This window comes from Streptomyces sp. NPDC015661 (genome assembly GCF_043077765.1).
Lineage (GTDB): Bacteria > Actinomycetota > Actinomycetes > Streptomycetales > Streptomycetaceae > Streptomyces.
In genome coordinates this window covers 528,434-552,826 of the sequence record NZ_JBIBST010000004.1, presented here as the reverse complement: position 1 = coordinate 552,826, position 24,393 = coordinate 528,434, and the positions used below count along the sequence as shown (strand labels likewise).

Genomic DNA, 24,393 nt, shown 5'->3' with positions numbered 1-24,393 from the left:
CTTAGACAGCCATACGATCCGCACATGCCCGAGCTCACACGAGGCCGCCGTCTCGTCGTCCTCGCGATCTGCTGCATGAGCCTGCTCATCGTCAGCCTGGACAACACCGCGCTGAACGTCGCCCTGCCCGCCATGCGCCGCGATCTCGGCGCCACCGTCGCCGGCATGCAGTGGACGATCGACGCCTACACCCTGGTCCTCGCCTCCCTGCTGATGCTCGCGGGCTCCACCGCCGACCGGATCGGCCGCCGCAAGGTCTTCGTCACGGGCCTGGCCGTCTTCGCCCTCGGCTCGCTGCTCTGCTCCCTCGCGCCGAACCTGGAGGCCCTGATCGCCTTCCGGGCGGTCCAGGCCGTGGGCGGCTCGATGCTGAACCCGGTCGCCATGTCGATCATCACCAACACCTTCACGGAACCGGCGGAACGCGCGCGTGCCATCGGCGTCTGGGGCGGGGTCGTCGGCGTCTCCATGGCCGCCGGACCGCTGGTCGGCGGGGTGCTCGTCCAGTCGGTCGGCTGGCGGTCCATCTTCTGGGTGAATCTGCCGGTCGCCCTCGTCGCCCTGCTCCTGACCATGAAGTACGTCCCCGAGTCCCGCGCCCCCCGCCCCCGGCGCCCCGACCCGGTCGGGCAGCTCCTGGTGACCGTGCTCCTCGGCTCGCTCACGTACGCGATCATCGAGACCGACCCGCTGTTCGCCGGGATCGCCGCCGTCGCGCTCATCGGCCTGCTGCTCTACGAGCCCCGCCGCCGCGAGCCCCTCATCGACCTGCGGTTCTTCCGCAGCGCGCCGTTCAGCGGGGCCACGGTCATCGCCGTCTGCGCCTTCGCCTCGCTCGGCGGCTTCCTCTTCCTGAACACGCTCTACCTCCAGGACGTGCGCGGGCTCTCCCCGCTGTCCGCCGGGCTCTGGATGCTGCCGATGGCCGGCATGACCTTCGTCTTCGCCCCGCTGTCGGGGCGGCTCACGGCGTCACGCGGGCCGCGTCTCTCGCTGCTCCTCGCGGGGACGGCGATGGCGGCGGGCCCGCTGCTCTTCGCGGCCTTCTCGGCCGAGACCAGCGACGGGCTGCTCCTCACCGGGTACGTGGTCTTCGGCATCGGCTTCGGCCTGGTGAACGCCCCCATCACGAACACCGCCGTCTCCGGGATGCCCCGCGCGCAGGCCGGCGTAGCCGCCGCCGTGGCCTCGACGAGCCGCCAGGTCGGGCAGACGCTGGGCGTCGCGGTGATCGGCACGGTCCTGGCGGCGGGGCTCGGCGCGACGCCGCAGGCGGACGCGTTCGTGGCGGCGGCCCGCCCCGGCTACTGGATCATCACCGGCTGCGGGCTCGCCGTCCTGGCGGTCGGGGCGCTGACCAGCGGGGCGTGGGCGCGGCGCACGGCGGAGCGGACGGCCCGGTGCCTGGCGCCGGAGGAGGGCCGGGAGGGCGGTCGGGGCGACGGCCGGGAAGGCGGCCGGGAAGGTGGCCAGGACAAGGGCCGGGGCGACGGCCGGGAAGGCGACCGGGAAGAGGGCCAGGACAAGGGCCGGGGCGACGGCCGGGAAGAGGGCCAGGACAAGGGCCGGGGCGAGGACCCGGAGGGCGGTCGGGAAGACGGTCGGGAAGACGGCACTCAGGCCACGGCCAAGGCCCCCTCGGCCTGAGCCTCCCGCTCCCGGACCACGAGGTCGAGGAGACGGGCGACGCCGGCCTGGGTGGCGTCGTCCACGGGGACGTACGTGACGAGGTGGGTCCCGGCGTTCGGACCGAGCCAGAGGTTGGTGTGCTCGAAGCTGAGCAGCCCCACGCGCGCGTTGCGGATGACCTTCACACGGCCGCCCGGGGCGACCACCTCGTGCCGCGCCCACAGCTCCCGGAACTCGGGCGAGGCCTCTTCCAGCCGGCGCACGAGCTCCTTCCAGGCGGGCTCGGCCAGGTGCTCGGCCATGGCGGCTCGGAGCTTCCCCGCCAGCGCGCGCGTGACCTCGGGCAGATCGGTGACCGAGGCCCGGAAGTCCTCGTTCGTGAAGGCCAGCCAGAGGGAGTTGCGGTCCTCGCGGGGCAGCGCGTCCAGGTCGCAGAAGAGCTGCCCGAAGGTGCGGTTGTGGGCGAGGAAGTCGTACCGGCTGTTCTGGATCGCGGCCGGGACGGGCTCCAGCTGGTCGAGCAGCCGGCGCAGGGTGGGCGTGACGGCCGGGCAGGGCGCCTCGGGGTGCGGGTCGGCGGCTCCGGCGAGGGCGAAGAGGTGGCTGCGCTCGGTGGGGTCGAGCAGCAGGGCCCCGGCGAGGGCGTCCAGGACCTGCGGGGAGACCTGGATGTCGCGGGCCTGTTCGAGCCAGGTGTACCAGGTGACGCCGACGGCGGAGAGGTGCGCGACCTCCTCGCGGCGCAGTCCGGGGGTGCGGCGGCGCCGGCCCCGGGGCAGCCCGACCTGCTCGGGGGTGATGCGCTCGCGGCGGGAGCGCAGGAAGGCGGCGAGCTCGTGGCGCCGCACGTCGGTCTCGCTCGCCGCGTCGTTCAGCGGGGCGTTCGCGACGTCGCTCGCCGCGTCGTTCAGCGGGGCGTTCGCGACGTCGTTCGCCACGTCGTTCGCCGCGTCAAAGGGTGCGCTCATCGCCATGACGGTCATGCCTCCAGGGTGCCGGGGCGGTCAGCCGGTTTCCAGGTAGTGCTTGTACCAGGATAAAGACACTCTGGTACCAGGCTGAGCGGAGGCGGAGGCTCGGTCCCGTGACTACGACCTCCCCTTCCGTCCGTACCGCCGCCCCGGCCGGCCGCCGGGCCCCGGCGCTCGGCACCCTCGGACTGTTCACCGTCCTGCTCGGGGCCGCGCTCCCCCTCATCGACTTCTTCATCGTCAACGTCGCCCTGCCGTCCATCGACCACGACCTGGCCGCGGGCCCCGCGCTCCTGGAGCTGGTCGTCGCCGGGTACGGCCTGTCGTACTCCGTGCTGCTCGTCCTCGGCGGGCGGCTCGGCGACCTCTTCGGCCGCCGCCGGCTCTTCCTCGCCGGCATGGCCGCCTTCGGCCTCACCTCGCTCGCCTGCGGGCTCGCCCCCGACGCCTGGACCCTGGTCGCGGCGCGGGTGGCCCAGGGCGCCGCGGCGGCGCTGATGCTGCCGCAGGTCCTCGCGACCATCCACTCCTCGACCGAGGGACCGCGCCGGGCCAGGGCGCTGAGCCTGTACGGGGCGACCGCGGGGCTCGCGATGGCGGGCGGCCAGATCCTGGGCGGGGTGCTCGTGACCGCCGACATCGCGGGCTCCGGCTGGCGCGCGGTGTTCCTGGTGAACGTGCCGGTGGCGCTGGCGGGCCTGGCCCTCGCCCTCCGTACCGTGCCGGAGACCCGCTCGGACCGGCCCGCGCCGGTGGACGTGCCGGGCACGCTGCTCCTCGCGCTCGCGCTGCTCACCCTGCTCGCGCCGCTGACGGAGGGCCGGGCGGCGGGCTGGCCGCTGTGGACCTGGGTGTCGCTCGCCGTGTTCCCGATCGCGGCGGGGGCCTTCTGGTGGGTGGAGCGGCGGGCGGACCGCAGGGGCGCCGTCCCGCTGGTCCCGCCGAGCCTGCTCGCCCTGGTCCCGCTGCGGCGCGGGCTGGCGGTGGTGCTGCCGCTCTCGCTGGGCTTCAGCGGCTTCATGTTCGTGATCGCGGTGGCGCTCCAGCAGGGCCTGGGGAAGGGCGCGGTGGCCTCGGGCCTGGCGCTCGTGCCGATGGCGCTGGCGTTCTTCGGCGCCTCGCTCGCGGGGCCGCGTCTGGTACGGCGCTGGGGCACCCGGGTCGTGCCGGTGGGCGCGCTGCTCCAGGGGGTCGGCGTCGCCGCCATCGCCTGGTCGGTGGGGCACGACTGGCAGGGGCTCTCGGTCGGGGAGCTGGTGCCGGGCATGGCGGTGGCGGGTCTCGGTCAGGGGCTCCAGCTGCCGGTGCTCTTCCGGGTGGTGCTCTCCGAGGTGCCGTCGGAGCGGGCGGGCGTGGGCAGCGGGGTCATGGTGACCACGCAGCAGTCGGCGCTGACGCTCGGCGTGGCGACGCTGGGTTCGCTCTTCCTCTCGCTGGCCTCCTCGCCGGCGGACATGGGCGGGGCGCTGCGGACGACGCTCCTGGTCCAGCTGGGTGTGGTGGCGGTGACGCTGCTGCTGAGCCTGCGTCTTCCCCGCACGGTGAAGTAGGACGGAGATGGAGGATGGAGTGACAGATATTGAAATCTGTCATCGCACATGTCATGGTTGTTCCATGACCACGACACCGAAGACCTCCGTCCCCACCCGCCCCCTCGGCACCACCGGCCCCGTCGTCTCCGCCCTCGGCCTCGGCTGCATGGGCATGTCCGCCCTGTACGGCGAGAGCGACCGCTCCGAGTCGATCGCGACGATCCACGCGGCCCTGGACGCCGGCGTCACCCTGCTCGACACCGGCGACTTCTACGGCATGGGCCACAACGAGCTGCTCATCAACGAGGCACTGCGGACCGCGCCCGCGGCCGCCCGCGAGCAGGCGCTGACCAGCGTGAAGTTCGGCGCCCTGCGCACGGTCGAGGGCGGCTTCACCGGCTACGACGGCCGCCCGGCCGCCGTGAAGAACTTCGCGGCCTACTCGCTCCAGCGCCTCGGCACCGACCACATCGACATCTACCGGATCGCCCGCGTCGACCCGGACGTGCCGATCGAGGAGACCGTCGGCGCGATCGCCGAGCTGGTCGAGGCGGGACACGTGAAGCACATCGGCCTCTCCGAGGTCGGCGCGGACACCCTGCGCCGGGCGGCGGCCGTCGCCCCGATCGCGGACCTCCAGATCGAGTACAGCCTCATCTCCCGGTCCATCGAGGAGAAGATCCTCCCGACGGCCAGCGAACTGGGCATCGGCATCACCGCGTACGGAGTCCTCTCCCGGGGCCTGATCAGCGGCCACTTCACCCGGGACCGCGAGCTGGCCCCGGGCGACTTCCGCGGGATGTCCCCCCGCTTCCAGGGCGAGAACCTCGGCCGGAACCTGGACCTGGTGGACCGCCTGCGCGCGATCGCGGAGGCCAAGGGCGTCACGGTCGCCCAGACCGCGATCGCCTGGGTCCTGGCGCAGGGCCCCCGGCACAGCACCGACATCGTCCCCCTGATCGGCGCCCGCCGCCGGGACCGGCTCGCGGAGGCGCTCGGCGCCCTGGACGTCACGCTCGACGCCGCCGACCTGGCCGCGATCGAGGAGGCGGTCCCGGCGAACGCGGCCTCCGGCGCCCGCTACCCGGAGGCCCAGATGGCCCACCTGGACAGCGAGCACTGACGGGTACTGTCGTTCCCATGGCCGCCACCGAGACCCTGACCGCAGAGCGCATCCTCGAAGCCACCGAGGAGGTGCTCCGGCGCTACGGGCCCGCGAAGGCGACCGTCGTCGACGTGGCCCGGGTCCTCGGCGTCAGTCATGGCAGCGTCTACCGCCACTTCCGCACGAAGGCGGCGCTGCGCGAGGCGGTCACCGAGCGGTGGCTGGAGCGGACGATCGTGGCCCTCGGGCCGTACGTCGAGGCCGGGGGTCCTGCGGACGAGCGGCTGACCGGCTGGCTCACGGCCCTGTTCTCGCTCAAGCGCAAGAAGGCGGGCGGCGATCCGGAGCTGATGGCCACCTTCCAGGTGCTGATCGGCGAGAACAGCGCGGTGGTCGACCGGCACGAGGAGCATCTCGTCGAGCAGATCGCCCGGATCGTGGAGGACGGTCACCGGGAGGGTCTGTTCGCGGCGCCGGAGCGGGACCTCGGGACGACGGCCCGCGCGGTCTTCCACGCCACGGACCGCTTCCACAATCCGGCGCACGCCGCCGAGTGGTCGGCCCCGGACGTCGAGGAGGCGTTCGCGGCGGTCGTCTCCCTGGTGCAGCGGGCACTGCGAGCCTGAGCCGTCCCACCATTTGAAGATCATTTGGCGTGGAATTTCCCCTTCCCTGTCCGGTACATGACTAGCGTTCTCCCGCACATCGACCGTAGAAGCACCCTGGGGGAACCATGTCCGCGTCCGCACCCGCCAAGCCGGCCCGATCAGGCGGGGCATCCGCGATCGGCTGGGTCCTCACCATCGGCCTGAACGTCGTCGCGCCGATCCTCACGTACAACACGCTGACCGAGGACCACGGCTGGTCCGAGTTCTCCGCACTGCTCCTGAGCAGCGCCTGGCCGGTTCTCGACACCGCGATCATGGCGGCCTGGCGCCGCAAGATCGACGAGTTCGCCATGGTCACCCTGGTCTTCCTGGTGATCACGGCCGTGGTCTCGCTGGTCGGCGCGCACACCGCCCGCGCACTGCTGATCAAGGACTCCTCGGTGACGGGCCTGTTCGGCCTGCTCTGCCTGGGGACGCTGCTGGCTCCGCGCCCGCTGATGTTCTACTTCGGCCGCAAGTTCGCGACCGACGGCACCCCGGAGTCCACGGCCTGGTGGAACGGCATGTGGCAGTTCGAGGGCTTCCGCTCCACCATGCGCACCATGACGCTGGTGTGGGGCGTGGCGTACGTGGCCGAGGCGCTGGTCCGCATCGCCCTCGCGTACGTCCTCGCGACCAGGACCATGGTCACGCTCAGCCCGATCATGATCTACGGCGTCCTCGGCGCCCTCGGCGTGTGGACGGCCTGGTTCGGCAAGCGCCGCGCGGCCGAGGGAGCGCGCCGCCAGGCCGAGGCCGAGGCGGCTGCGGCCGCAGCGACCGCCTGACGACACGGGAAAGCCCCCGGCCCCTCCGCACGGGGAAGAACCGGGGGCTTTCGCGTGTCCGCGACCGGATTCAGCAGCCGATGAGGCGGCTGGCCAGGTAGCCCTGGATCTGGTCGAGGGAGACGCGCTCCTGCTTCATGGTGTCGCGCTCGCGCACGGTCACCGCGTTGTCCTCGAGGGTGTCGAAGTCGACGGTGATGCAGTACGGGGTGCCGATCTCGTCCTGACGGCGGTAGCGGCGGCCGATGGCGCCGGCGTCGTCGAACTCGATGTTCCAGTTCTGGCGCAGGTCCGCCGCGAGGCCCTTGGCCTTCGGGGAGAGCTGCGCGTTGCGGGAGAGCGGGAGGACCGCGACCTTGACCGGGGCCAGGCGGTGGTCGAGGCGCAGCACGGTGCGCTTCTCCATGACGCCCTTGGCGTTCGGGGCCTCGTCCTCGATGTACGCATCGAGCAGGAAGGCCAGCATCGTGCGGCCGACACCGGCCGCGGGCTCGATGACGTACGGCGTGTAGCGCTCGCCGCTCTCCTGCTCCAGGAACGACAGGTTGGCGCCGGAGGCCTTGGCGTGGGCGCTCAGGTCGTAGTCGGTGCGGTTGGCGACGCCTTCCAGCTCGCCCCACTCGCTGCCGCCGAAGGAGAAGCGGTACTCGATGTCGGCGGTGCGCTTCGAGTAGTGGGAGAGCTTCTCCTGCGGGTGCTCGAACCAGCGCATGTTCTCCTCACGGAGACCCAGGCCGGTGTACCAGTTCCAGCGCTGCTCCATCCAGTACTCCTGCCACTGCTCGTCCTCGCCCGGCTTGACGAAGAACTCCATCTCCATCTGCTCGAACTCGCGCGTGCGGAAGATGAAGTTGCCCGGAGTGATCTCGTTCCGGAAGGACTTGCCCATCTGCGCGATGCCGAACGGGGGCTTCTTGCGCGAGGTGGTCTGCACCTGGGCGAAGTTGGTGAAGATGCCCTGGGCGGTCTCGGGACGCAGGTACGCGACGGAGCCGGTGTCCTGGGTCGGGCCGAGGTGCGTGGAGAGCAGGCCGGAGAACTGCTTGGGCTCGGTGAAGGTGCCCTTGTTGCCGCAGTTGGGGCAGTTGAGCTCGGTGAGGCTCTCGGGGAGACGGCCGTGCTTCTCCTCGTACGCCTCCTCCAGGTGGTCGGCGCGGAAGCGCTTGTGGCAGGAGGTGCACTCGGTCAGCGGGTCGGTGAAGGTGGCGACGTGACCGGAGGCCTCCCAGACCTCGGTGGCCAGGATGACCGACGAGTCGATGCCGACGACGTCCTCGCGCGCGGTGACCATGTAACGCCACCACTGGCGCTTGATGTTCTCCTTCAGCTCGACACCCAGCGGCCCGTAGTCCCAGGCGGCACGCTGGCCGCCGTAGATCTCGCTGCACGGGTAGACGAAGCCACGGCGCTTGCTCAGGCTGACGATGGTGTCGATCTTGTCGGCGGCCACGGTGCTCTCTTCATTACGACGACGAAGTGCGAATGCCACAGGTTACCGGCGCGCACGCCCCCCGTATCAAATCGGTTAGGCATCCAGGGCCCGCGAGGCCCCGGGTGGCCCGGAACACAGGGAGGGCAATTGACAACCGTTTCCAACTTTGTTGAAAATGAGTGTCATGAACGTACGTCGCCTGATACCCAGCACCGCCCTCGCCGGAGCCGTCGCGCTCGGCATCGTCTCCCTCTCCGCCTGCTCCGGAACCTCCGACGCCGCGGACAAGGGAAGCGACGGCAAGCTGGACGTGGTGGCGTCCTTCTACCCCATGCAGTACCTGGCCGAGCAGATAGGCGGCACCCACGTCGCCGTCAACACGCTCACCAGGCCCGGCGTCGAGCCGCACGACCTGGAGCTCAAGCCGAAGCAGATCGGCGAGCTCGGCGAGGCCGACGTCATCCTCTACCTCAAGGGCATCCAGCCCGCCGTCGACGACGCCATCGCCCAGGCCGGCGTGAAGAACACCGTCGACGCGGCCACCCTCACGAAGCTCGAGGAGCACGGCACCGAGGTCGGCCACGACCACGGCACCGGCGAGGAGCACGAGTCCGAGGCCGGCGCCGACCCCCACATCTGGCTCGACCCCGTGAAGTACGCCGAGGTCGCCAAGGGCGTCGGCAGCGCCCTGGAGAAGGCGGACCCGGACCACGCCGCCGACTACAAGAAGAACACCGAAGCCCTGGTGAAGAAGCTCGGCGACCTGAACACCGAGTTCGAGACGGGCCTGAAGAACACCGCCACGAAGACCTTCATCACCACCCACTCCGCCTTCGGCTACCTCGCCGAGCGGTACGGCCTGGAGCAGGAGGGCATCACCGGCATCGACCCCGAGTCCGAGCCGAGCCCCGCCCGCATCAAGGAACTCCAGGACATCGCCGCGAAGGACAAGGTCTCCACGGTCTTCTTCGAGACCCTCGCGAGCGACAAGACCGCCAAGACCCTCGCGGGCGACACCGGTCTGAAGACCGACGTGCTCGACCCGCTGGAGGGAATCACCAAGCAGTCCAAGGGCGATGACTACATCGAGGTCATGCAGTCCAACCTCGCCGCCCTGAAGACCGCGCTCGGCGCCAAGTAGGAGGCCCCCGTGAGCGACGACAAGCCCGTCATTTCCGTCCGCGGAGCCACGGCGGCCCTCGGCGCGCGCCCCGTCCTCCGGGGCGTCGACCTCACCGTCCGCTCCGGTGAGGTCGTCGCCCTGCTCGGCGCCAACGGCTCCGGCAAGTCCACCGCCGTCCGCGCGATCATCGGCCAGGTCCCGCTGACCGGCGGCACGATCGAGCTGTTCGGCACCGAACGGAAGCGGTTCCGCGACTGGGCCCGCGTCGGGTACGTGCCGCAGCGCACCACGGCCTCCGCCGGGGTGCCGGCCACCGTCCGGGAGGTCGTCGCCTCCGGCCGCCTCGCCCGCCGCCGGTTCGGCCTGCCGACCAAGGCCGACAAGGCCGCCGTCCACCGGGCGATGGAACTGGTCGGCCTCGCCGACCGCGCCCAGGACTCCGTCACCGCCCTCTCCGGCGGCCAGCACCAGCGGGTCCTGATCGCCCGCGCGCTCGCCTCCGAGCCCGAACTCCTGATCATGGACGAGCCGATGGCCGGCGTGGACCTCGGGAGCCAGGAGATCCTCGCCGCGACCCTGCGCGAGCAGGTCGCGGGCGGCACCTCCGTCCTCCTCGTCCTGCACGAGCTGGGCCCCCTGGAGCCCCTGATCGACCGCGCGGTCGTCCTGCGCGACGGCTGCGTCGTCCACGACGGCCCGCCGCCCGAGGCCCTCGGCCAGCACGCGCTGCCCGGCCACGACCACGTTCATCCGCACGCGGCCGACGAGCCGCTCCGTACGGGACTGCTGACCTGATCATGGACTTCCTCGAACCCGCCTTCATGCAGCGGGCGCTGCTCGCCGCCGTCCTCGTCGGCATCACCGCGCCCGCCGTCGGCATCTACCTCGTGCAGCGCCGCCAGGCACTGATGGGCGACGGCATCGGCCATGTCGCCATGACCGGCGTCGGCCTCGGTTTCCTCCTGAACAGCAGCCCGGTCTGGATGGCGACCCTCGTCGCCGTCGCGGGCTCGGTCGCGATGGAGCTGATCCGGGCGTACGGCAAGACCCGCGGCGACCTCGCGCTCGCGCTGCTCTTCTACGGCGGCATGGCCGGCGGCGTCCTGCTGATCAACCTCTCGTCGACCGGTTCCAACGCCAACCTGAGCTCGTACCTCTTCGGCTCGCTCTCCACCGTCTCGACGGAGGACGTCACCGCGATCAGCATCCTCGCGGCCTTCGTGGTCCTCGTCACGGTCGGCCTGCGCCGGCAGCTCTTCGCCGTCAGCCAGGACGAGGAGTTCGCCCGGGTCACCGGACTGCCGGTCCGCGCCCTGAACCTGCTCATCGCGGTCACCGCCGCGGTGACCGTCACGGTCGCCATGCGGGTCGTGGGCCTGCTCCTGGTCAGCGCGCTGATGGTGGTGCCGGTCGCGGCGGCCCAGCAGCTGTCGAAGTCCTTCCGTGCGACCTTCGTCCTCGCGGTGGCGACCGGCATCACGGTCACCCTGGCGGGCACGGTCACCTCGTACTACCAGGACGTCCCCCCCGGCGCGACGATCGTCCTGTACGCGATCGGGATCTTCATCGTCCTGACCCTGCTCGCCGCCCCGCTCGCCAAGCGCCGCGCCAGGGCCGCCGCACAGGCCACCGCGGACTGCGACACCCGCTGCGTTCCGGCCACCCGGCGGCCGACGGACGATGTGAAGGTCTGACCCGCGACTGATCCCGGGGGTGCGGGGGGCTGGCAGAATGGCGGGGGCAGACAAGCATCCAAGGAGGCCCCCGTGGCGACGGCAGGACCCCCCGTACGCGGCCGCTCGACCAAGCAGCGGGCCGCCGTGTCGGCGGCACTGAACGAGGTGGACGAGTTCCGCAGCGCCCAGGAGCTGCACGACATGCTCAAGCACCGCGGCGACTCCGTCGGCCTCACCACCGTCTACCGGACGCTCCAGTCCCTCGCGGACGCCGGCGAGGTCGACGCGCTGCGCACCAGCGACGGCGAGACGGTCTACCGCCGCTGCTCGACCGGCGACCACCACCATCACCTCGTCTGCCGCGTCTGCGGCAAGGCCGTGGAGGTGGAGGGCCCCATGGTGGAGCAGTGGGCCGAGACGATCGCGTCGGAGCACGGCTTCGTGAACGTGGCGCACACCGTGGAGATCTTCGGCACCTGCGCGGAGTGCGCCGGGAAGTGACCTGACATACGAAGGGCCCGCACCGAATCGATCCGGTGCGGGCCCTTCGCCGTCTCATGCCCGGGTGGTGCTCCGGTCCAGGATGGCCCGCAGCCGCTCCTCGTCGCCCGGGGCGCCCAGACCGCGCTTGGGCAGGTACGCGAAACCGGTGCCGGAGGTGCGGTCCGTGAAGAGGACGAAGAGCCGGGGCGTCTCCGCGTACCGGGTCAGCAGCGCCCACCGGATCGTCATGTCGGTGTCCCGGGAGATCCACCGCCCGCCGTCCTCGTCCACGATCGCCCGGGCCTCGCCCTGGGACCCGATCAGCCGGAAGAGGCTGCGGGCGGACACCCACGGCAGCAGCTCGGCGCAGGCCACGGCCACGGCGCCGAGGAGGACGAGCTTGACGGGCTCCGCCACCTCGCCCACCAGCAGCCCCGCACCGGCGACCAGGACGGCCAGCGCGGCGACGGCGCGGGTGGTCCACCGGAACAGCGGCCACCAGCGGGTCGACTTCAGCCTGACCCGTACCGCCTCGTGCACGTCGGCGAGCTCGGCCGAGTAGACGAGCTCCATCTTCTCCCCCATGAGACGGCTCAGGCCTTGTCGAGGACCGCGAGGTCCGCCGGGTCGACGCCGCCGAAGCGGCGGTCGCGCTGGGCGTACTCGACGCAGGCCCGCCAAAGGTCGCGGCGGTCGAAGTCGGGCCACAGCACGTCCTGGAAGACCATCTCGGCGTACGCGCTCTGCCAGATCAGGTAGTTGGAGGTGCGCTGCTCGCCGCTGGGCCGCAGGAAGAGGTCCACGTCCGGCATGTCCGGGTAGTAGAGGTACTTCTGGATGGTCTTCTCGGTGATCTTCGCCGGGTCGAGCCTGCCGGCCTTCACGTCCTCGGCGAGCGCCTGCGCCGCGTCCGTGAGCTCGGCGCGACCGCCGTAGTTCATGCAGAAGTACAGCGTGAGCTTGGTGTTGTCCTTGGTCTGCTCCTGGGCGACCTGGAGCTCCTTGGCGACGGACTTCCACAGCTTGGGCATGCGGCCGACCCAGCGCACCCGGATGCCGAGCGCGTCGAGCTGGTCGCGGGTCTTGCGGATGAAGTCGCGGTTGAAGTTCATCAGGAAGCGCACCTCTTCGGGGGAGCGCTTCCAGTTCTCGGTCGAGAAGGCGTACAGCGAGATCGCCCCCACGCCCATCTCGATGGCGCCCTGGAGCACGTCGAGCACCTGCTCGGCGCCGACCTTGTGCCCCTCGGTGCGCGGAAGCCCGCGCTCCTTCGCCCAGCGGCCGTTGCCGTCCATGACGATCGCGACGTGCTCCGGCACCAGCTCGGTCTGGAGCTTCGGCGGGCGGGCACCGGACGGGTGCGGCTCGGGGGTGCTGTACTCCCGACGCTGGCGCCCGAGGAGTCGTGCGATGGCCATGGCGATGAATCTCCTAAGAGGTGGTGCCGTACTTCACGCGTAGTCGAGTTTCCCACGGCGGGAGGCCTGCTCTTGGTCTAGTCGCCCCTGCCATAGGTCAGACGTTCGACCTGGCCGGGCTGGAAGTCGTTCGGAACCTGCTTGCCGTTGACGACGAGCTGGACGGCGTGGGCGTTGCCGAGGACCAGCGTGATCTGGTTCTTGTCCGTGAAGGTCTTGGTCTCGCCGACGTCCAGCAGTCCGTCGTACAGCAGGGTGCCGTCCTGCCCCTTCACCGAGACCCAGCTCTTCCCGCCCTCCACGGTCCCGGTCAGGACGACGGTGACCCGGTCCTTGGGAGCGGCGCTCGCCCGGGAAGGGGCGGGCGTGGACGGCGGGGAGGAGGCCTGCGGGGATTCCGAAGCGGTGGAAGGACCGGAAGCGGTGATGCTGGGTCCGGCGCCCTTGTCGTCCTTGTCCCCCAGCTGCGTGAGGGCGAGGAGACCACCCCCGAGTGCGCCCACGACGGCGACGGCGACGATCGCAAGGGTGAGCGCGCGGGAGGCGCGCGAGGCCCCGGCCGACGCGGGCCGCACCGGGTCGGGGGTGGTGAGCACACGGGTGTCGGGATCGGGCCCAGAAGCGGGAACCGGATCCGGTACGGAGGCCGGGGCCGGGTCCGGGGCCGGTACGGAGTCCAGGGCCGGGTCCCGGGCCGGTACGCGGTCCAGGCGCGGGTCCGGGGCCGGGGCCGGGTCCGGTGCCGGGTCCGGTGCCGGTACGGAGGCCGGGGCCGGGTCCCGGGCCGGTACGGGGTCCAGGCGCGGGTCCGGTGCGGCGGCCGGGCTCGCGATCGGGGCCGGGTCCGGCGTCGGCCCGAGTGCCGTCAGGAGCGCCTCGGGTGTCGGCCGGGCGGCCGGGTCCTTGGAGAGGCAGGCCGCGACCAGCTCTCGCAGCTCCCCCGGCAGCGCGGACAGGTCCGCCGGCTCGTGCACCGACCGGTACATCAGCCCCATCGGAGTCCCGGTGCCGAACGCCCGTCCTCCGGCCGCCGCGACGAGCACCGCCCCGAGCGCGAACACATCGGCGGCACCGCCGACCTCCTCGCCCTGCGCCTGCTCGGGCGCCAGGTATCCGGGAGTGCCGAAGGCCGCCCCGGTCGCGGTGAGCCGGGTGGACTCAACGGCCCGCGCGATGCCGAAGTCGAGGACGCGTGGGCCGTCCTCGGCCATGATGATGTTCCCCGGCTTCAGGTCCCGGTGGACGAGCCCGCAGGCGTGGACGGCCTGGAGCGCCTCGGCCAGCGCAGCCCCGAGAGCCCTCAACCGCCCGTCGTCCATGGGCCCTTCGCGCTCGATCAGCTCGGCGAGGGTGGGCCCGGGGACGTACGCGGTGGCCAGCCACGGCACCTTCGCGTCGGGGTCGGCGTCCACGACCGGAGCCGTGTGGAAACCGCCGACCCTGCGGGCGGCCTCGACCTCCGCGCGGAACCGTCGGCGGAAGTGCGGGTCGCTCGCGAGCTCGGGGCGGGCCACCTTGACCGCGACGGCCCGGCCGCCCGGTGACCGGGCGAGGTAGACCGTCCCCATGCCGCCCGCGCCCAGCTCCCGCTCGACGTCGTAGACACCGATCCGCCGCGGCAGGTCCGCGCCGTTCTCCATCGCCCGCACTCCCCCCGCGCACGGTCGCCCGTGCGTGACGCCGTCGGATGCACCCGACCGGCCCTCCGGTCCCTCGTGTCCGTCGAGCAGCGTAGACGAGGACGCCGTCCGTCAGCTTTTCTCCACGTACCGCAGGGAGCGCAGGCCGCGCTCCAGGTGCCAGTGGAGATAGGCGGACACGAGTCCGCTGCCCTCCCTGACGTGACGCGGCTCGCACGCGTCCGCCGTCGCCCAGTCGCCGGTGAGCAGCGCGCTGAGCAGACCGATGGCCTCCGCGGAGGGTACGACGCTTCCGGGCACCCGGCAGTCGCCGCATATGACCCCGCCCGCCGCGACCGAGAAGAACCGGTTCGGGCCGTGGAGTCCGCATTTCGCACAGTCCTCGAAGCTGGGCGCGTAGCCGTTCACGGCGAGGGAGCGGAGGAGGAAGGCGTCGAGGATGAGGTGCGGCGCGTGCTCGCCCCGGGCGAGCGTCCGCAATCCGCCGACGAGCAGCAGGTACTGCTGGACGGCGGGCTCGCCCTCGTGGTCGGTGAACCGTTCCGCCGTCTCCAGCATGGCCGTGCCGGCGGTGTACCGGGCGTAGTCGGTGACGATCCCGCCGCCGTACGCGGCGATGGTCTCGCTCTGCGTGCAGAGCGGCAGCCCGCGTCCGACCAGCTCACTCCCCCGGGCGAAGAACTGCACGTCCACGTGCGAGAAGGGTTCGAGGCGCGCCCCGAACTTCGACTTCGTCCGGCGTACGCCCCGCGCGACGGCGCGTACGCGGCCGTGACCGCGCGTGAGGATCGTGATGATGCGGTCCGCTTCACCCAGCTTCTGGGTGCGCAGCACGATGCCGTCGTCGCGGAACAGACTCATGCGCCCATTCTCCCGTACGGCGACGGTGGACAGGGCGCACGGCCGCAGGGAGACGCAGGTCACATCCGGCGGTGTCACAGGGGTTCGGGCTGTCTCGTCTCGGGGGTGTATCCGCCCGACGACCTGCACGAGGGAGCACCCCATGGACGCCCGACTGAACCTCTTCGCCAGCCCGACCGCCGGGAAGGCCTTCAAGCACCTCATGGCGGCGGGCAAGGCCGTCAAGGAGTCGACGGTGCCGGCCGCGACCCAGGAGCTGGTCGCGCTGCGCGTGAGCCAGATCAACGGCTGCGCCGTCTGCATCGACATGCACACGAAGGAGGCCGCCCACGCCGGTGAGACCGCGGTGCGGCTCAACCTGGTGGCGGCCTGGCGCGAGGCCACCGTCTACACCGAGGCCGAGCGCGCCGCCCTGGAACTCGCCGAGGAGGGCACCCGGGTCGCGGACGGGGCCGGCGGCGTCAGCGACGAGGTCTGGGAGCGCGCGGCCCTCCACTACGACGAGGAGCAGCTCATGGCCCTCGTCATGCACATCGCCTTCATGAACCTGGCGAACCGGCTGAACGCGATCACCCGTCAGCCGGCCGGCGACTACGTTCCGGGCCAGTTCCACTGACGGACACCACCCGCCTGGATGATCATGAGGCGCGGGAGTACGAGGCGAACGCGTACGGGGAGAGGAAGTCGTCATGAGCAAGGTCGAGGAGTTCGAGGAGCTGCGTCCGCTGCTGTTCTCGATCGCCTACCGGATCCTCGGCAGCGTCAGCGAGGCCGAGGACGCCGTCCAGGAGACCTGGCTGCGCTTCGACGGCTCCTCGACCCGGCCCGTCTCGGCCAAGGCCTTCCTGTCGGCCACGGTCACCCGCCTCTCGATCGACGTCCTGCGCTCGGCGCGGGTGCGGCGCGAGGAGTACGTCGGCCCCTGGTTCCCCGAGCCGCTGCTGAGCGATCCGTACGAGGACCCGGCGCGCGCGGTGGAGCTGGCCGACTCGGTCTCCATGGCCGCGCTGCTGCTCCTCGAAAGGCTCAGTCCCCTGGAACGGGCCGTGTTCCTCCTCCGGGAGGTCTTCGCCTTCGACTTCCAGGACATCGCCGAGGCCGTGGGCCGCTCGGAGGCGGCCTGCCGCCAGCTGCTCGTACGGGCCAGGCGGCACATGCACGACGGACGCCCCCGGTTCGAGGCCGACCGCCAGGAGCGCCAGGAACTGGCCACCCGCTTCTTCGACGCCCTCATGGACGGTGACATCGGCGGGCTCCAGGACCTCCTGGCCGCCGACGTCCAGCTCGTCGGCGACGGCGGCGGCAAGGCCCCGAACTTCGCCAGGACCATCGTCGGCGCGGAGAAGGTGGCGCGGCTCCTGGGCACGGTCTTCCCCACGCTCCTGGAGCTGGACGTCACCGTCGAGCCCCACGAGGTCAACGGCCAGCCGGGCGCGCTCTACCGCGACCGCGACGGCAGGATCCTCCAGGCGGTCGTCCTGGACATCCTCGACGGCCGGATCCAGGCCATCCGCTCCGTCCTCAACCCCGACAAGCTAGGCCACCTCGGCCCGGTGGCCGACGCCTGGGCCATCACCCGTGAGGTGCAGCGGATCCGCCGCCGTACCCCCTGACGGTGCCCGTTCGAGGCACCGTCAGCGGGTGCGGTGTGCTCAGTAGTCGCCGGCGTGCACGAGGTACCCGTAGTAGCGCCCGCCGACGGGCGTGTTCGGGTCGCCCGCGAAGCCGTACGAGGCGGGCCGGGCCGCCGCGTTGCCGCGGAGCTCGGCGATCACACCGGCCGGGGACGGGTCCGCGCACTGCCCGCTGGCCAGGCAGAGCGCGGCCGTGCCGGCCACGTGCGGCGAGGCCATGGAGGTGCCGGAGTAGGCCACCGTGCCGGTGCTTCTGCGGGTGGACTCGATGCACACCCCCGGTCCGGCGATGGTGTGGTCGGCGTCCGCGGCGCTCACGGCGAAGTTGGAGAAGCCGGCCGCGCTGTCGTCCGCGTAGGGCGCCCGGCAGGTCGCGGCGGCGCCGCCGCCGGGCTGCCCGTTGTAGTCGGCCACGGCGGTCACGGTGAGGACCTCGTCGAAGGCGGCGGGGCTGTGGTTCGCCAGGTCCTCGGCGTCGTTGCCGGCGGCGACGACCATCGTGACGCCGATGTCGTTCACCACGTGGCAGATCGCCTGGTGCTCCGGGTCGTTGTCGGTGAACCCGCAGTTGCCGTCGTCGGCGCCGTCCCCTCCGAGGCTCATGTTCGCGACCTTGATGCCGAGCGGGCCGGCGTTCTGCGCCAGCCAGTCGAGCCCGCAGACGATGTTGGCGGTGGATCCGTGGCCGGAGGCGCCGAGCACCTTCACCGCGTACAGCCGGGCGCCCGGCACGACCCCGACCACGGCGCCGCCGTTGTCCCGGGCGGCGACGGTACCGGCCACGTGGGTGCCGTGGCCGTTGTTGTCCCGCCACGCGCCGGGCCGCGAGGGATCCAGGCAGTTGAACCCGCCTGCCACGTTGAGATCGGGGTGCCGGTCGTCGATCCCAGTGTCGAGGATCGCGACCGCCGCGTCGACGGTCCCCGTCCCGTTCCCGGCGGCCGCACTGCTCGCGTCGGCGTCGATCCGGTCCACCCCGGTCGGCAGCACCTGCTGGGTGGCCTGCACCGGCCGGTCCGGAGCCACCGCCTTCACGTTCGGGTCCTCCCGCAGCGCCGCCACCTGGGACTCCGGGATCACCGCCGAGTACCCGACCAGCGCGTGCCGGTACCGGAAGCCCGCCCGCACCCCGTGGTCCCGTCCGTGCGCCCCCACGACCGCGTCGAACCTGCCACGGGCCGCTTCCTTCAGGACGACCACGTACCGCCCCTCCGGCTCGGCGGCCCCCGCCCCTGTCATTCCCCCCGCGAGCAATGCCCCTGCCGCCGCGGACACCGCCGCCAGCCGGTACGCCGGTCTCGCGACCCGGCCTCGTCCCACCATGCCGAACACCTCGTCTCCTTTCGTGGTCAACGAACCCGAACCGGTTCGCGGCAACCACGTAACCGGGGCGACGAGGCGGGTGCAGCACGGGCGCGGCGGATGGACCAACGGGCCGCCGAACGGCGTTTCACCCGAGCGGACTCAGGGCACTTCGCCCCGGCTCCGCGCGTTGACGTGCGCCGTGGCCGCGCTCAGCCGCTCCGCCGAGGTGGCCTCCCGTACCCCGTCCGGCTCCACGTCCCACTCCCGCCCGCCCCCCAGCGGACGCACCTGCACATGGGGCCCCTCGTGCCCCATGACCCTCCCGACCCGTCCGGTACGGATCTCGACGACGTACGACCCGATGGGCAGCGTCACGATCGACTCTCCTCCCTCGGCAGTACGGCGGCGGCGAGGAGCCGGGCCGTTTCCACCGTGCAGCATCCCAATTCCACGAGCGGCCGCGGCGGGTCGGCCGCGAGGGTGACGACGTCGAGCCCGAGCGAGGGGAGCGTGATTCCCGCCCTCGCGAGGGCCTCGCGCAATTCCGCCACTGCCTCTTGTGCCGTTCCGACGGTCCCCGTGGTCGTCTTCATGATGTCTTCCTTCACCAACGTATGCCTTTCTGAATCCATTTCCCGCTTCGCCTCTCCAGAGTGGGGGCAGATCCGTAGAATCGGCAGATGCGCAGGCCGTACAACTGCGAGGTAGGGTTGGGGAGTTAACCCATGGCCAGAAGCAAGCAGCAGGACGCGTGGGAGTTCTTCGGCGAGGTCCTGAAGGAACGCCGGGAGGCGGCCGGCCTCTCGCAGGGCGAACTGGGCAGACGGGTGTTCGTATCCGGGGCGTACATCGGCCTGTTCGAGCAGGGAATTCGAAAGCCGCAGCTGGATGTGGCCCAGCGAATCGATACGGTCCTACAAACCGGCGGTATTTTCGAACGCACGTGGCGCAAGCTCATCAACAAGTCGCCCTACGCGTCTTATTTCAGCGCGGTGGCGGAGCTGGAGTCGGTGGCGACGAAGATCTGCGAGTTCGCGCCGCTGGTGGTGCCGGGGTTGATGCAGACGGCGGCGTACGCGCGGGCGGTTACGGTGGCGGCGAACCCGTTCGCGACGGAGGAGTACGTCGAGGAGAAGGTCACCTCGCGGCTCGACCGGGCGGGGATCCTCGCGGACGCCACAAGGCCCGAGTATTGGGTCACGCTGCACGAGAACGCGATCCGTATCCCGGTCGGCGGCCCGACAGTCATGACCGAGCAACTCGGTCACATCGCGACGCTGATCCGGCAGCGCTGGGTACTGGTGACCGTCGTGCCCCGCACCGCCGGGGCACACGCCTCCATGAACGGCACACTCAAGCTCATGGAGTTCGAGGACCAGCCGCCAACGGCCTATACAGAGACCTCGTTTTCGGGAACGCTCCTGGACGATCCGGCGGTGGTGAAGCGTGCACACCGCGCCTACGATCTGCTCAGGGTCGCCGCCTTGTCGCCGGAGGCGTCCCAGGCCCTGATCGAATCGGCGGCGGAGGACTTCAGACGATGCGCGAGTACGACCTGAGCAACGCCCGTTGGTTCAAGAGCTCCTACAGCAACGGCGAGGGCGGCTCGTGCGTCGAGGTCTCGTACGACTTCACGGGCGCCGCCTGGCGCAAGAGCAGCTACAGCAACGGCGAGGGCGGCGACTGCGTCGAGGTCTCGTACGACTTCACCGGTGTCGTCCCGGTCCGCGACAGCAAGGTCACCGACGGGCCCGTCCTCGTCGTCCCCGCCGCCGCCTGGTCCGTGTTCGTCGCAGGCATCGCGAGATGACGACGTCCCCCTCCCTCGTCCTGCGCGGCAGCGGCGACGCCGTGCTCCGGTTCGAGGGAACAGTGGTCACCCTCGGCCGCCCCGGCGGGGGTCACCGCATCCCGCTGGCGGCGATCGAGTCGGTCCAGGCCGAGGGGCGGGCGGTCGAGATCGAGCTGACCGGTGCCGGGGACCCGTACCGCGTCGAGGACGTCAGCGAGGCCGCCGCCACCGCCTTCGTGGACGCGGTCACCGCTGCGCTGCCCGAGACCCCCGTCGCCGACGGCGCCGGCCTCGTCACCACGTACGCCGTCCCGGCCCCGCCGCCCCGCCTCGCCCGCCGGCAGGCGCGCGCGCTCGTCGCCGCCGTCCCGGTCGTCGCGCTGGACGTGTTCGTCGGCGCGGCGGGTGAATGGGGGTACGCGGGCCTGTTCTGGCCCGCGTTCCTGGTCGTCGCCGTCGGCGTGTTCCTGGTGTACGTCATGGGGCGGGACCTGTACCGGATGTGGCACCTGCCGAGGCACGGGATCACCGTCGCCGCGGAGTTCTCGCACTACACGAACAACACGAGGGTGTTCACGTACACGGACGCGACCGGCACCACTCACACGTACAACAACACCGTGGGCGGGACCCGGTTCGAGGTGTCCTACGATCCGCGCGACCCGAAGGTCGCCATCCACCCCGAGGGCCTCTACGTCCGCGGCATGATGGCGCTCATGACCCTCGTCGGCTGCGGCCTCGCGGGCGGCGGGTGGTTCGGGATCGGCTGGCTGGTCGTCGAGGCCGTCAGAGGCTGAGGGAACGGCCGAGGGGTTCAACCGCGCGTCGGGGCGCGCTCGCGAGATGCCCCCATGCGCCGGCGTACGCCCCTGCGTCAGTCCCAATGGCGTTCCGCCGCGGCCGGTCGCAGCATGGAAGCAGGAGAACCGGTTCCCTTCCATGCCGCACACACATCGCCGTGGGAGTCACCATGCCCATGCTGCTGATCAAGGGATCCTTCCATCTCTCGGGCCGTACGGCCCCCGACGGGGACACCGTCCCCTTCATCCCCGACTACGTGGGCGAGTGGAAGCTCGTCCGAGGCTGTGAGAAGCCGCAGCCGGAGCGCGACGGCCACGTCGACGTCCGGCTCGAAGGCATCGACGCGCTGGAGACCCACTACACGGGGAACTACGGGGACGAGGAGCGCCAGCCGGCCAAGTTCGGCGACGCGGCCACGGACGCGCTGCTGACCTTTCTCGGTTTCCGTGACATCCGGCGGACCCCCGACCCCCATCACCCGCACGACATGATCTCCGCGACCCCGGAGTCGATCCCGGGCTTCATCCTCACCAACGGCGCCGACGTCTTCGGCCGCTGCGTGGCGTTCGCCTGCGCGGGGGACCCGCCGGGGGCCAGCGGCTACGAGCTGGACGTGTCGGTGAGGCTCCTGAAGGAGAGGACGGCCAACTACCACCTGCTCGCCCAGGGTCTGGCGTATCCGACGTTCTACCAGGGGCTGCTTCCCGTCCTGCGCGACGCGCTGGCCGACGGCACGGCGGAGGCGCGGGCGGGGATCGGCGTAGGCATCTGGAACACCACGGGCGACGCGTTCGGCGACGTGACCCTCACCGGGGCGAAGATCACCGGGATGCAGTCGATCACCGACGACGTGGTGATCCTCCCGAAGCTCTTCCGTCGCCTGAAGGAGTACTTCTCGCTCGGCCACACCACGCTCGACGCCTTCCCCGCCTATCTGGCAGGAGCCGCGGACAAGTTCCTCGACCTGACGCAGGTCAAGCCGAAGGAGCAGACCGGGCTTCAGCGGATCGTCGAGATCACCAACGGCGGCACCGCGAGGATGACGCTCCCTTCGGAGAAGATCCTCTTCAAGCCGAAGTGAACGAGCCGTCCCTCAGGCCGTGTTCGGGGGACCACACGAAGCGGGGCTCCGTCCGCCCCCCGGGCGGGGCGGCACCCCTCCCGTAAACCGGTCCCCGCGCCTACCATCCCCTCCATGTCGATCACCCCGTCCACGCCCGTCGTCGAAGGCGCGAAGAAGGCCTCCCTCCGCCTCGACGGCGACGCGGTCCTCCTGAGCCGCCCGCACGAGGAGGCCCTCATCCCCCTGGCGGCGATCGAGCGGATCCGCACCGAGGGACGGTCGATCACCGTCGAGCTGACGGCCCCGGCGGGGACCACGCGGTACGTGCACCGGATCGCCGGGGTGAGCGAGGCAGCGGCGGTCATGTTCGCCGAGACCGTGAACGCCGCCCTGCCCGGCACGCCCGGACGGGACGCCACGGCCGACGGGACCGCCCTCGTCCAGACGCGCGACCTGCCCCTGAGCCGGCGGACGAGGAAGCTGCGGCGGATCATGTGGCTGTCGGCCGGCGCCTTCGGTCTGCTCGTCCTCTCCTGCGTGCTCGTCGCCGTCGCCGGGGAGCCGTTCGCCGCGGTCGCCATCATGCCCGGAGGGCTCGTCCTGACCGCGGCCCTCGCCATCGGCGCGAACGCCCTGGCCAACTGGTACCGCGAGTGGCGCCTGATCCGGCACGGCATCACGACCTTCGCCGCCGAGGTGCCGGACAGGCCGGGGATGTACCTCTACACGGACCCGGCCGGCCTGATCCGCCATGTGTTCACGTGGGCCGGGGGCATCGCCGTCAAGGTCTGCTACGACCCCGTCGACCCGGGGAACGTCGCCCTCCCCAGGATCGCCCTGTTCCGGCGCGGGGAGCTGGCGCTCGGACTGTTCCTGGGCCTCCTCGGCCTCGCCGGCCTGGTCGGCACGGTCGCATGGGCCGTCATGGCGTTCCTCGACCCCGGGTCGATCGCCGGCGCCTTCTAGGCCTACTTATGGAAGTCATAAGTTCACCTTATGAGGCCATAGACCGGGGGCGGGTACCGATCCGCGCGAGGTGTTATTTAGGGTGACCTAAGTGTCGGCGGCTTCGCCGCCACGTCGCTTGCGAAGGGAACCCAGTCATGCCCCGCCCCCTCCGGGTCGCGATCGTCGGCGCCGGCCCCGCCGGAATCTACGCCGCCGATGCGCTGCTGAAGTCCGAGGCCGCCGCCGAGCCGGGTGTGTCGATCGACCTCTTCGAGCGGATGCCCGCGCCCTTCGGCCTCATCCGCTACGGCGTCGCCCCCGACCACCCGCGCATCAAGGGCATCATCACCGCCCTCCACCAGGTCCTCGACAAGCCGCAGGTCCGCCTCTTCGGCAATGTCGACTACGGCACCGACGTGCACCTCGACGACCTGCGCGCCTTCTACGACGCGGTGATCTTCTCGACCGGCGCCATGGCCGACCGCGAGCTGAGGATCCCCGGCGTGGAGCTCGACGGCTCGTACGGCGCCGCCGACTTCGCCTCCTGGTACGACGGCCACCCGGACGTGCCGCGCACCTGGCCCCTGAAGGCCGAGAAGGTCGCCGTCCTCGGCGTCGGCAACGTGGCCCTCGACATCGCGCGCATCCTCGCCAAGACGGCGGACGAGCTGCTGCCGACCGAGATCCCGGCCAACGTCTACGAGGGCCTCAAGGCCAACAAGGCCCTGGAGGTCCACGTCTTCGGCCGTCGCGGCCCGGCGCAGGCGAAGTTCAGCCCCATGGAGCTGCGCGAGCTCGACCACTCGCCGAACATCGAGGTCATCGTCAACCCCGAGGACATCGACTACGACGAGGGCTCGATCGCCGAGCGCCGCAAGAACAAGCAGACCGACATGGTCGCCAAGACCCTGGAGAACTGGGCGATCCGCGACGTCGGCGACCGCCCGCACAAGCTCTTCCTGCACTTCTTCGAGTCGCCCGTCGAGATCCTCGGCGAGGACGGCCAGGTCGTCGGCCTGCGCACCGAGCGCACGGAGCTGGACGGCACGGGCAACGTGAAGGGCACCGGCGCCACCACCGACTGGGACGTCCAGGCGGTCTACCGCGCGGTCGGTTACCTCTCCGACGAGCTGCCCAAGCTCCCCTGGGACGCCGTCTCCGGCACCGTCCCGGACGAGGGCGGCCGCGTGATCGAGGAGACCGGCGCGCACATGGCCTCCACGTACTGCACGGGCTGGATCCGCCGCGGCCCCGTCGGCCTCATCGGCCACACCAAGGGCGACGCCAACGAGACCGTGGCGAACCTCCTGGACGACTTCGCGAACGGGCGCCTGCTCACGCCGGAGACCCCGGAGGAGGACGCGGTCGTGTCCTTCCTGGAGGGCAAGGGCATCACGTACACGACGTGGGAGGGCTGGTACGCCCTCGACGCCGCCGAGAAGGCGCTCGGCGAGCCGCAGGGCCGCGACCGCGTGAAGATCGTCGAGCGCGAGGACATGCTGCGCGCGAGCGGCGCGATCAAGTAACCGTCGCGGGGCCCTCACC

The 24,393-nt window shown here is 71.4% G+C and carries 26 protein-coding genes; 17 read left to right on the top strand and 9 right to left on the bottom strand.

Going from position 1 to position 24,393, the window contains the following annotated elements; all coding sequences use genetic code 11:
• Positions 1-24: 24 nt before the first annotated feature.
• Positions 25-1,647, top strand: coding sequence for an MFS transporter (locus ACF07V_RS14360; RefSeq protein ID WP_392154109.1), 1,623 nt, complete (start codon positions 25-27; stop codon positions 1,645-1,647).
• On the opposite strand, the gene ACF07V_RS14355 is transcribed toward ACF07V_RS14360, so the two are convergent.
• Positions 1,617-2,597: a helix-turn-helix domain-containing protein gene (locus ACF07V_RS14355; RefSeq protein WP_392154108.1), complete on the bottom strand. Its 981-nt coding sequence runs from the start codon at positions 2,595-2,597 to the stop codon at positions 1,617-1,619. The genes ACF07V_RS14360 and ACF07V_RS14355 overlap by 31 nt on opposite strands.
• Positions 2,598-2,713: 116 nt before the next feature.
• Between ACF07V_RS14355 and ACF07V_RS14350 the strand changes: the two genes are divergently transcribed.
• The 4 genes from ACF07V_RS14350 to ACF07V_RS14335 all read left to right on the top strand — a co-directional run bounded on the left by ACF07V_RS14350 (position 2,714) and on the right by ACF07V_RS14335 (position 6,672).
• Entirely contained in the window at positions 2,714-4,150 is a 1,437-nt protein-coding gene (locus ACF07V_RS14350) for an MFS transporter (RefSeq protein WP_392154106.1), read from the top strand.
• 64 nt (positions 4,151-4,214) lie between these two features.
• Entirely contained in the window at positions 4,215-5,255 is a 1,041-nt protein-coding gene (locus ACF07V_RS14345) for an aldo/keto reductase (RefSeq protein WP_392154104.1), read from the top strand.
• Positions 5,256-5,272: 17 nt separating this feature from the next.
• Complete coding sequence (locus ACF07V_RS14340) at positions 5,273-5,863, top strand: TetR family transcriptional regulator (protein WP_392154102.1); 591 nt, start codon at positions 5,273-5,275, stop codon at positions 5,861-5,863.
• Between the two features lie 107 nt (positions 5,864-5,970).
• Positions 5,971-6,672, top strand: a complete 702-nt coding sequence (locus ACF07V_RS14335; protein ID WP_392154100.1) for a VC0807 family protein — start codon at positions 5,971-5,973, stop codon at positions 6,670-6,672.
• A 70-nt stretch (positions 6,673-6,742) separates the two neighbouring features.
• On the opposite strand, the gene ACF07V_RS14330 is transcribed toward ACF07V_RS14335, so the two are convergent.
• Positions 6,743-8,122 carry a glycine--tRNA ligase gene (locus ACF07V_RS14330; protein ID WP_392154098.1) on the bottom strand — a complete coding sequence of 460 codons (1,380 nt, stop codon included), beginning with the start codon at positions 8,120-8,122 and terminating at the stop codon, positions 6,743-6,745.
• A gap of 166 nt (positions 8,123-8,288) precedes the next feature.
• Between ACF07V_RS14330 and ACF07V_RS14325 the strand changes: the two genes are divergently transcribed.
• The 4 genes from ACF07V_RS14325 to ACF07V_RS14310 all read left to right on the top strand — a co-directional run bounded on the left by ACF07V_RS14325 (position 8,289) and on the right by ACF07V_RS14310 (position 11,404).
• Positions 8,289-9,245 (top strand): metal ABC transporter substrate-binding protein, encoded by a 957-nt coding sequence (locus tag ACF07V_RS14325; protein ID WP_392154096.1) that lies wholly within the window; start codon positions 8,289-8,291, stop codon positions 9,243-9,245.
• 9 nt (positions 9,246-9,254) lie between these two features.
• A complete protein-coding gene (locus tag ACF07V_RS14320) occupies positions 9,255-10,022 on the top strand; it encodes a metal ABC transporter ATP-binding protein (protein WP_392154094.1) in 768 nt (255 codons plus the stop codon).
• Positions 10,023-10,024: 2 nt separating this feature from the next.
• Complete coding sequence (locus ACF07V_RS14315; protein ID WP_392154092.1) at positions 10,025-10,921, top strand: metal ABC transporter permease; 897 nt, start codon at positions 10,025-10,027, stop codon at positions 10,919-10,921.
• Between the two features lie 72 nt (positions 10,922-10,993).
• Positions 10,994-11,404 carry a Fur family transcriptional regulator gene (locus tag ACF07V_RS14310; protein ID WP_041129147.1) on the top strand — a complete coding sequence of 137 codons (411 nt, stop codon included), beginning with the start codon at positions 10,994-10,996 and terminating at the stop codon, positions 11,402-11,404.
• A 54-nt stretch (positions 11,405-11,458) separates the two neighbouring features.
• Here ACF07V_RS14310 and ACF07V_RS14305 read toward each other — a convergent pair whose 3' ends face one another.
• The 4 genes from ACF07V_RS14305 to recO form a co-directional block, all read right to left on the bottom strand.
• Positions 11,459-11,971, bottom strand: coding sequence for a YcxB family protein (locus tag ACF07V_RS14305; RefSeq protein ID WP_392154090.1), 513 nt, complete (start codon positions 11,969-11,971; stop codon positions 11,459-11,461).
• Positions 11,972-11,979: 8 nt separating this feature from the next.
• Positions 11,980-12,804 (bottom strand): isoprenyl transferase, encoded by an 825-nt coding sequence (locus ACF07V_RS14300; protein WP_392154088.1) that lies wholly within the window; start codon positions 12,802-12,804, stop codon positions 11,980-11,982.
• A gap of 77 nt (positions 12,805-12,881) precedes the next feature.
• Positions 12,882-14,444: a RodZ domain-containing protein gene (locus tag ACF07V_RS14295; RefSeq protein ID WP_392154086.1), complete on the bottom strand. Its 1,563-nt coding sequence runs from the start codon at positions 14,442-14,444 to the stop codon at positions 12,882-12,884.
• A 111-nt stretch (positions 14,445-14,555) separates the two neighbouring features.
• Positions 14,556-15,305, bottom strand: coding sequence for a DNA repair protein RecO (gene recO / locus ACF07V_RS14290; RefSeq protein WP_030684767.1), 750 nt, complete (start codon positions 15,303-15,305; stop codon positions 14,556-14,558).
• Positions 15,306-15,447: 142 nt separating this feature from the next.
• Between recO and ACF07V_RS14285 the strand changes: the two genes are divergently transcribed.
• Positions 15,448-15,921, top strand: a complete 474-nt coding sequence (locus ACF07V_RS14285; protein ID WP_392154084.1) for a carboxymuconolactone decarboxylase family protein — start codon at positions 15,448-15,450, stop codon at positions 15,919-15,921.
• 73 nt (positions 15,922-15,994) lie between these two features.
• Positions 15,995-16,918 carry an RNA polymerase sigma-70 factor gene (locus tag ACF07V_RS14280; RefSeq protein ID WP_392154082.1) on the top strand — a complete coding sequence of 308 codons (924 nt, stop codon included), beginning with the start codon at positions 15,995-15,997 and terminating at the stop codon, positions 16,916-16,918.
• A 39-nt stretch (positions 16,919-16,957) separates the two neighbouring features.
• Here the strand turns inward: ACF07V_RS14280 and ACF07V_RS14275 are convergent, their stop codons facing one another.
• The 3 genes from ACF07V_RS14275 to ACF07V_RS14265 all read right to left on the bottom strand — a co-directional run bounded on the left by ACF07V_RS14275 (position 16,958) and on the right by ACF07V_RS14265 (position 18,837).
• On the bottom strand, positions 16,958-18,178 hold the full coding sequence (locus ACF07V_RS14275) for a S8 family serine peptidase (protein ID WP_392154081.1): 1,221 nt from the start codon (positions 18,176-18,178) through the stop codon (positions 16,958-16,960).
• A 225-nt stretch (positions 18,179-18,403) separates the two neighbouring features.
• Entirely contained in the window at positions 18,404-18,619 is a 216-nt protein-coding gene (locus ACF07V_RS14270; protein ID WP_392154080.1) for a hypothetical protein, read from the bottom strand.
• Positions 18,616-18,837: a hypothetical protein gene (locus ACF07V_RS14265; protein ID WP_392154079.1), complete on the bottom strand. Its 222-nt coding sequence runs from the start codon at positions 18,835-18,837 to the stop codon at positions 18,616-18,618. The genes ACF07V_RS14270 and ACF07V_RS14265 overlap by 4 nt, the downstream gene beginning before the upstream one ends.
• 132 nt (positions 18,838-18,969) lie before the next feature.
• Here ACF07V_RS14265 and ACF07V_RS14260 point away from each other — a divergent pair, with 132 nt between their 5' ends.
• The 6 genes from ACF07V_RS14260 (at position 18,970) to ACF07V_RS14235 (ending at position 24,374) form a co-directional block, all read left to right on the top strand.
• Positions 18,970-19,803: a Scr1 family TA system antitoxin-like transcriptional regulator gene (locus ACF07V_RS14260; protein ID WP_392154077.1), complete on the top strand. Its 834-nt coding sequence runs from the start codon at positions 18,970-18,972 to the stop codon at positions 19,801-19,803.
• On the top strand, positions 19,785-20,054 hold the full coding sequence (locus ACF07V_RS14255) for a DUF397 domain-containing protein (protein ID WP_392154076.1): 270 nt from the start codon (positions 19,785-19,787) through the stop codon (positions 20,052-20,054). The genes ACF07V_RS14260 and ACF07V_RS14255 overlap by 19 nt, the downstream gene beginning before the upstream one ends.
• Complete coding sequence (locus tag ACF07V_RS14250; RefSeq protein WP_392154074.1) at positions 20,051-20,833, top strand: DUF3592 domain-containing protein; 783 nt, start codon at positions 20,051-20,053, stop codon at positions 20,831-20,833. Before ACF07V_RS14255 ends, ACF07V_RS14250 begins: the two co-directional genes overlap by 4 nt.
• A gap of 173 nt (positions 20,834-21,006) precedes the next feature.
• Positions 21,007-21,918 (top strand): nuclease, encoded by a 912-nt coding sequence (locus tag ACF07V_RS14245; RefSeq protein WP_392154072.1) that lies wholly within the window; start codon positions 21,007-21,009, stop codon positions 21,916-21,918.
• Positions 21,919-22,032: 114 nt separating this feature from the next.
• The gene (locus ACF07V_RS14240) at positions 22,033-22,866 is read left to right on the top strand and encodes a hypothetical protein (RefSeq protein WP_392154071.1); all 834 of its coding nucleotides are present in this window, start codon (positions 22,033-22,035) and stop codon (positions 22,864-22,866) included.
• A gap of 137 nt (positions 22,867-23,003) precedes the next feature.
• Positions 23,004-24,374 (top strand): FAD-dependent oxidoreductase, encoded by a 1,371-nt coding sequence (locus ACF07V_RS14235; RefSeq protein ID WP_392154070.1) that lies wholly within the window; start codon positions 23,004-23,006, stop codon positions 24,372-24,374.
• The last annotated feature ends 19 nt before the right edge of the window (positions 24,375-24,393 follow it).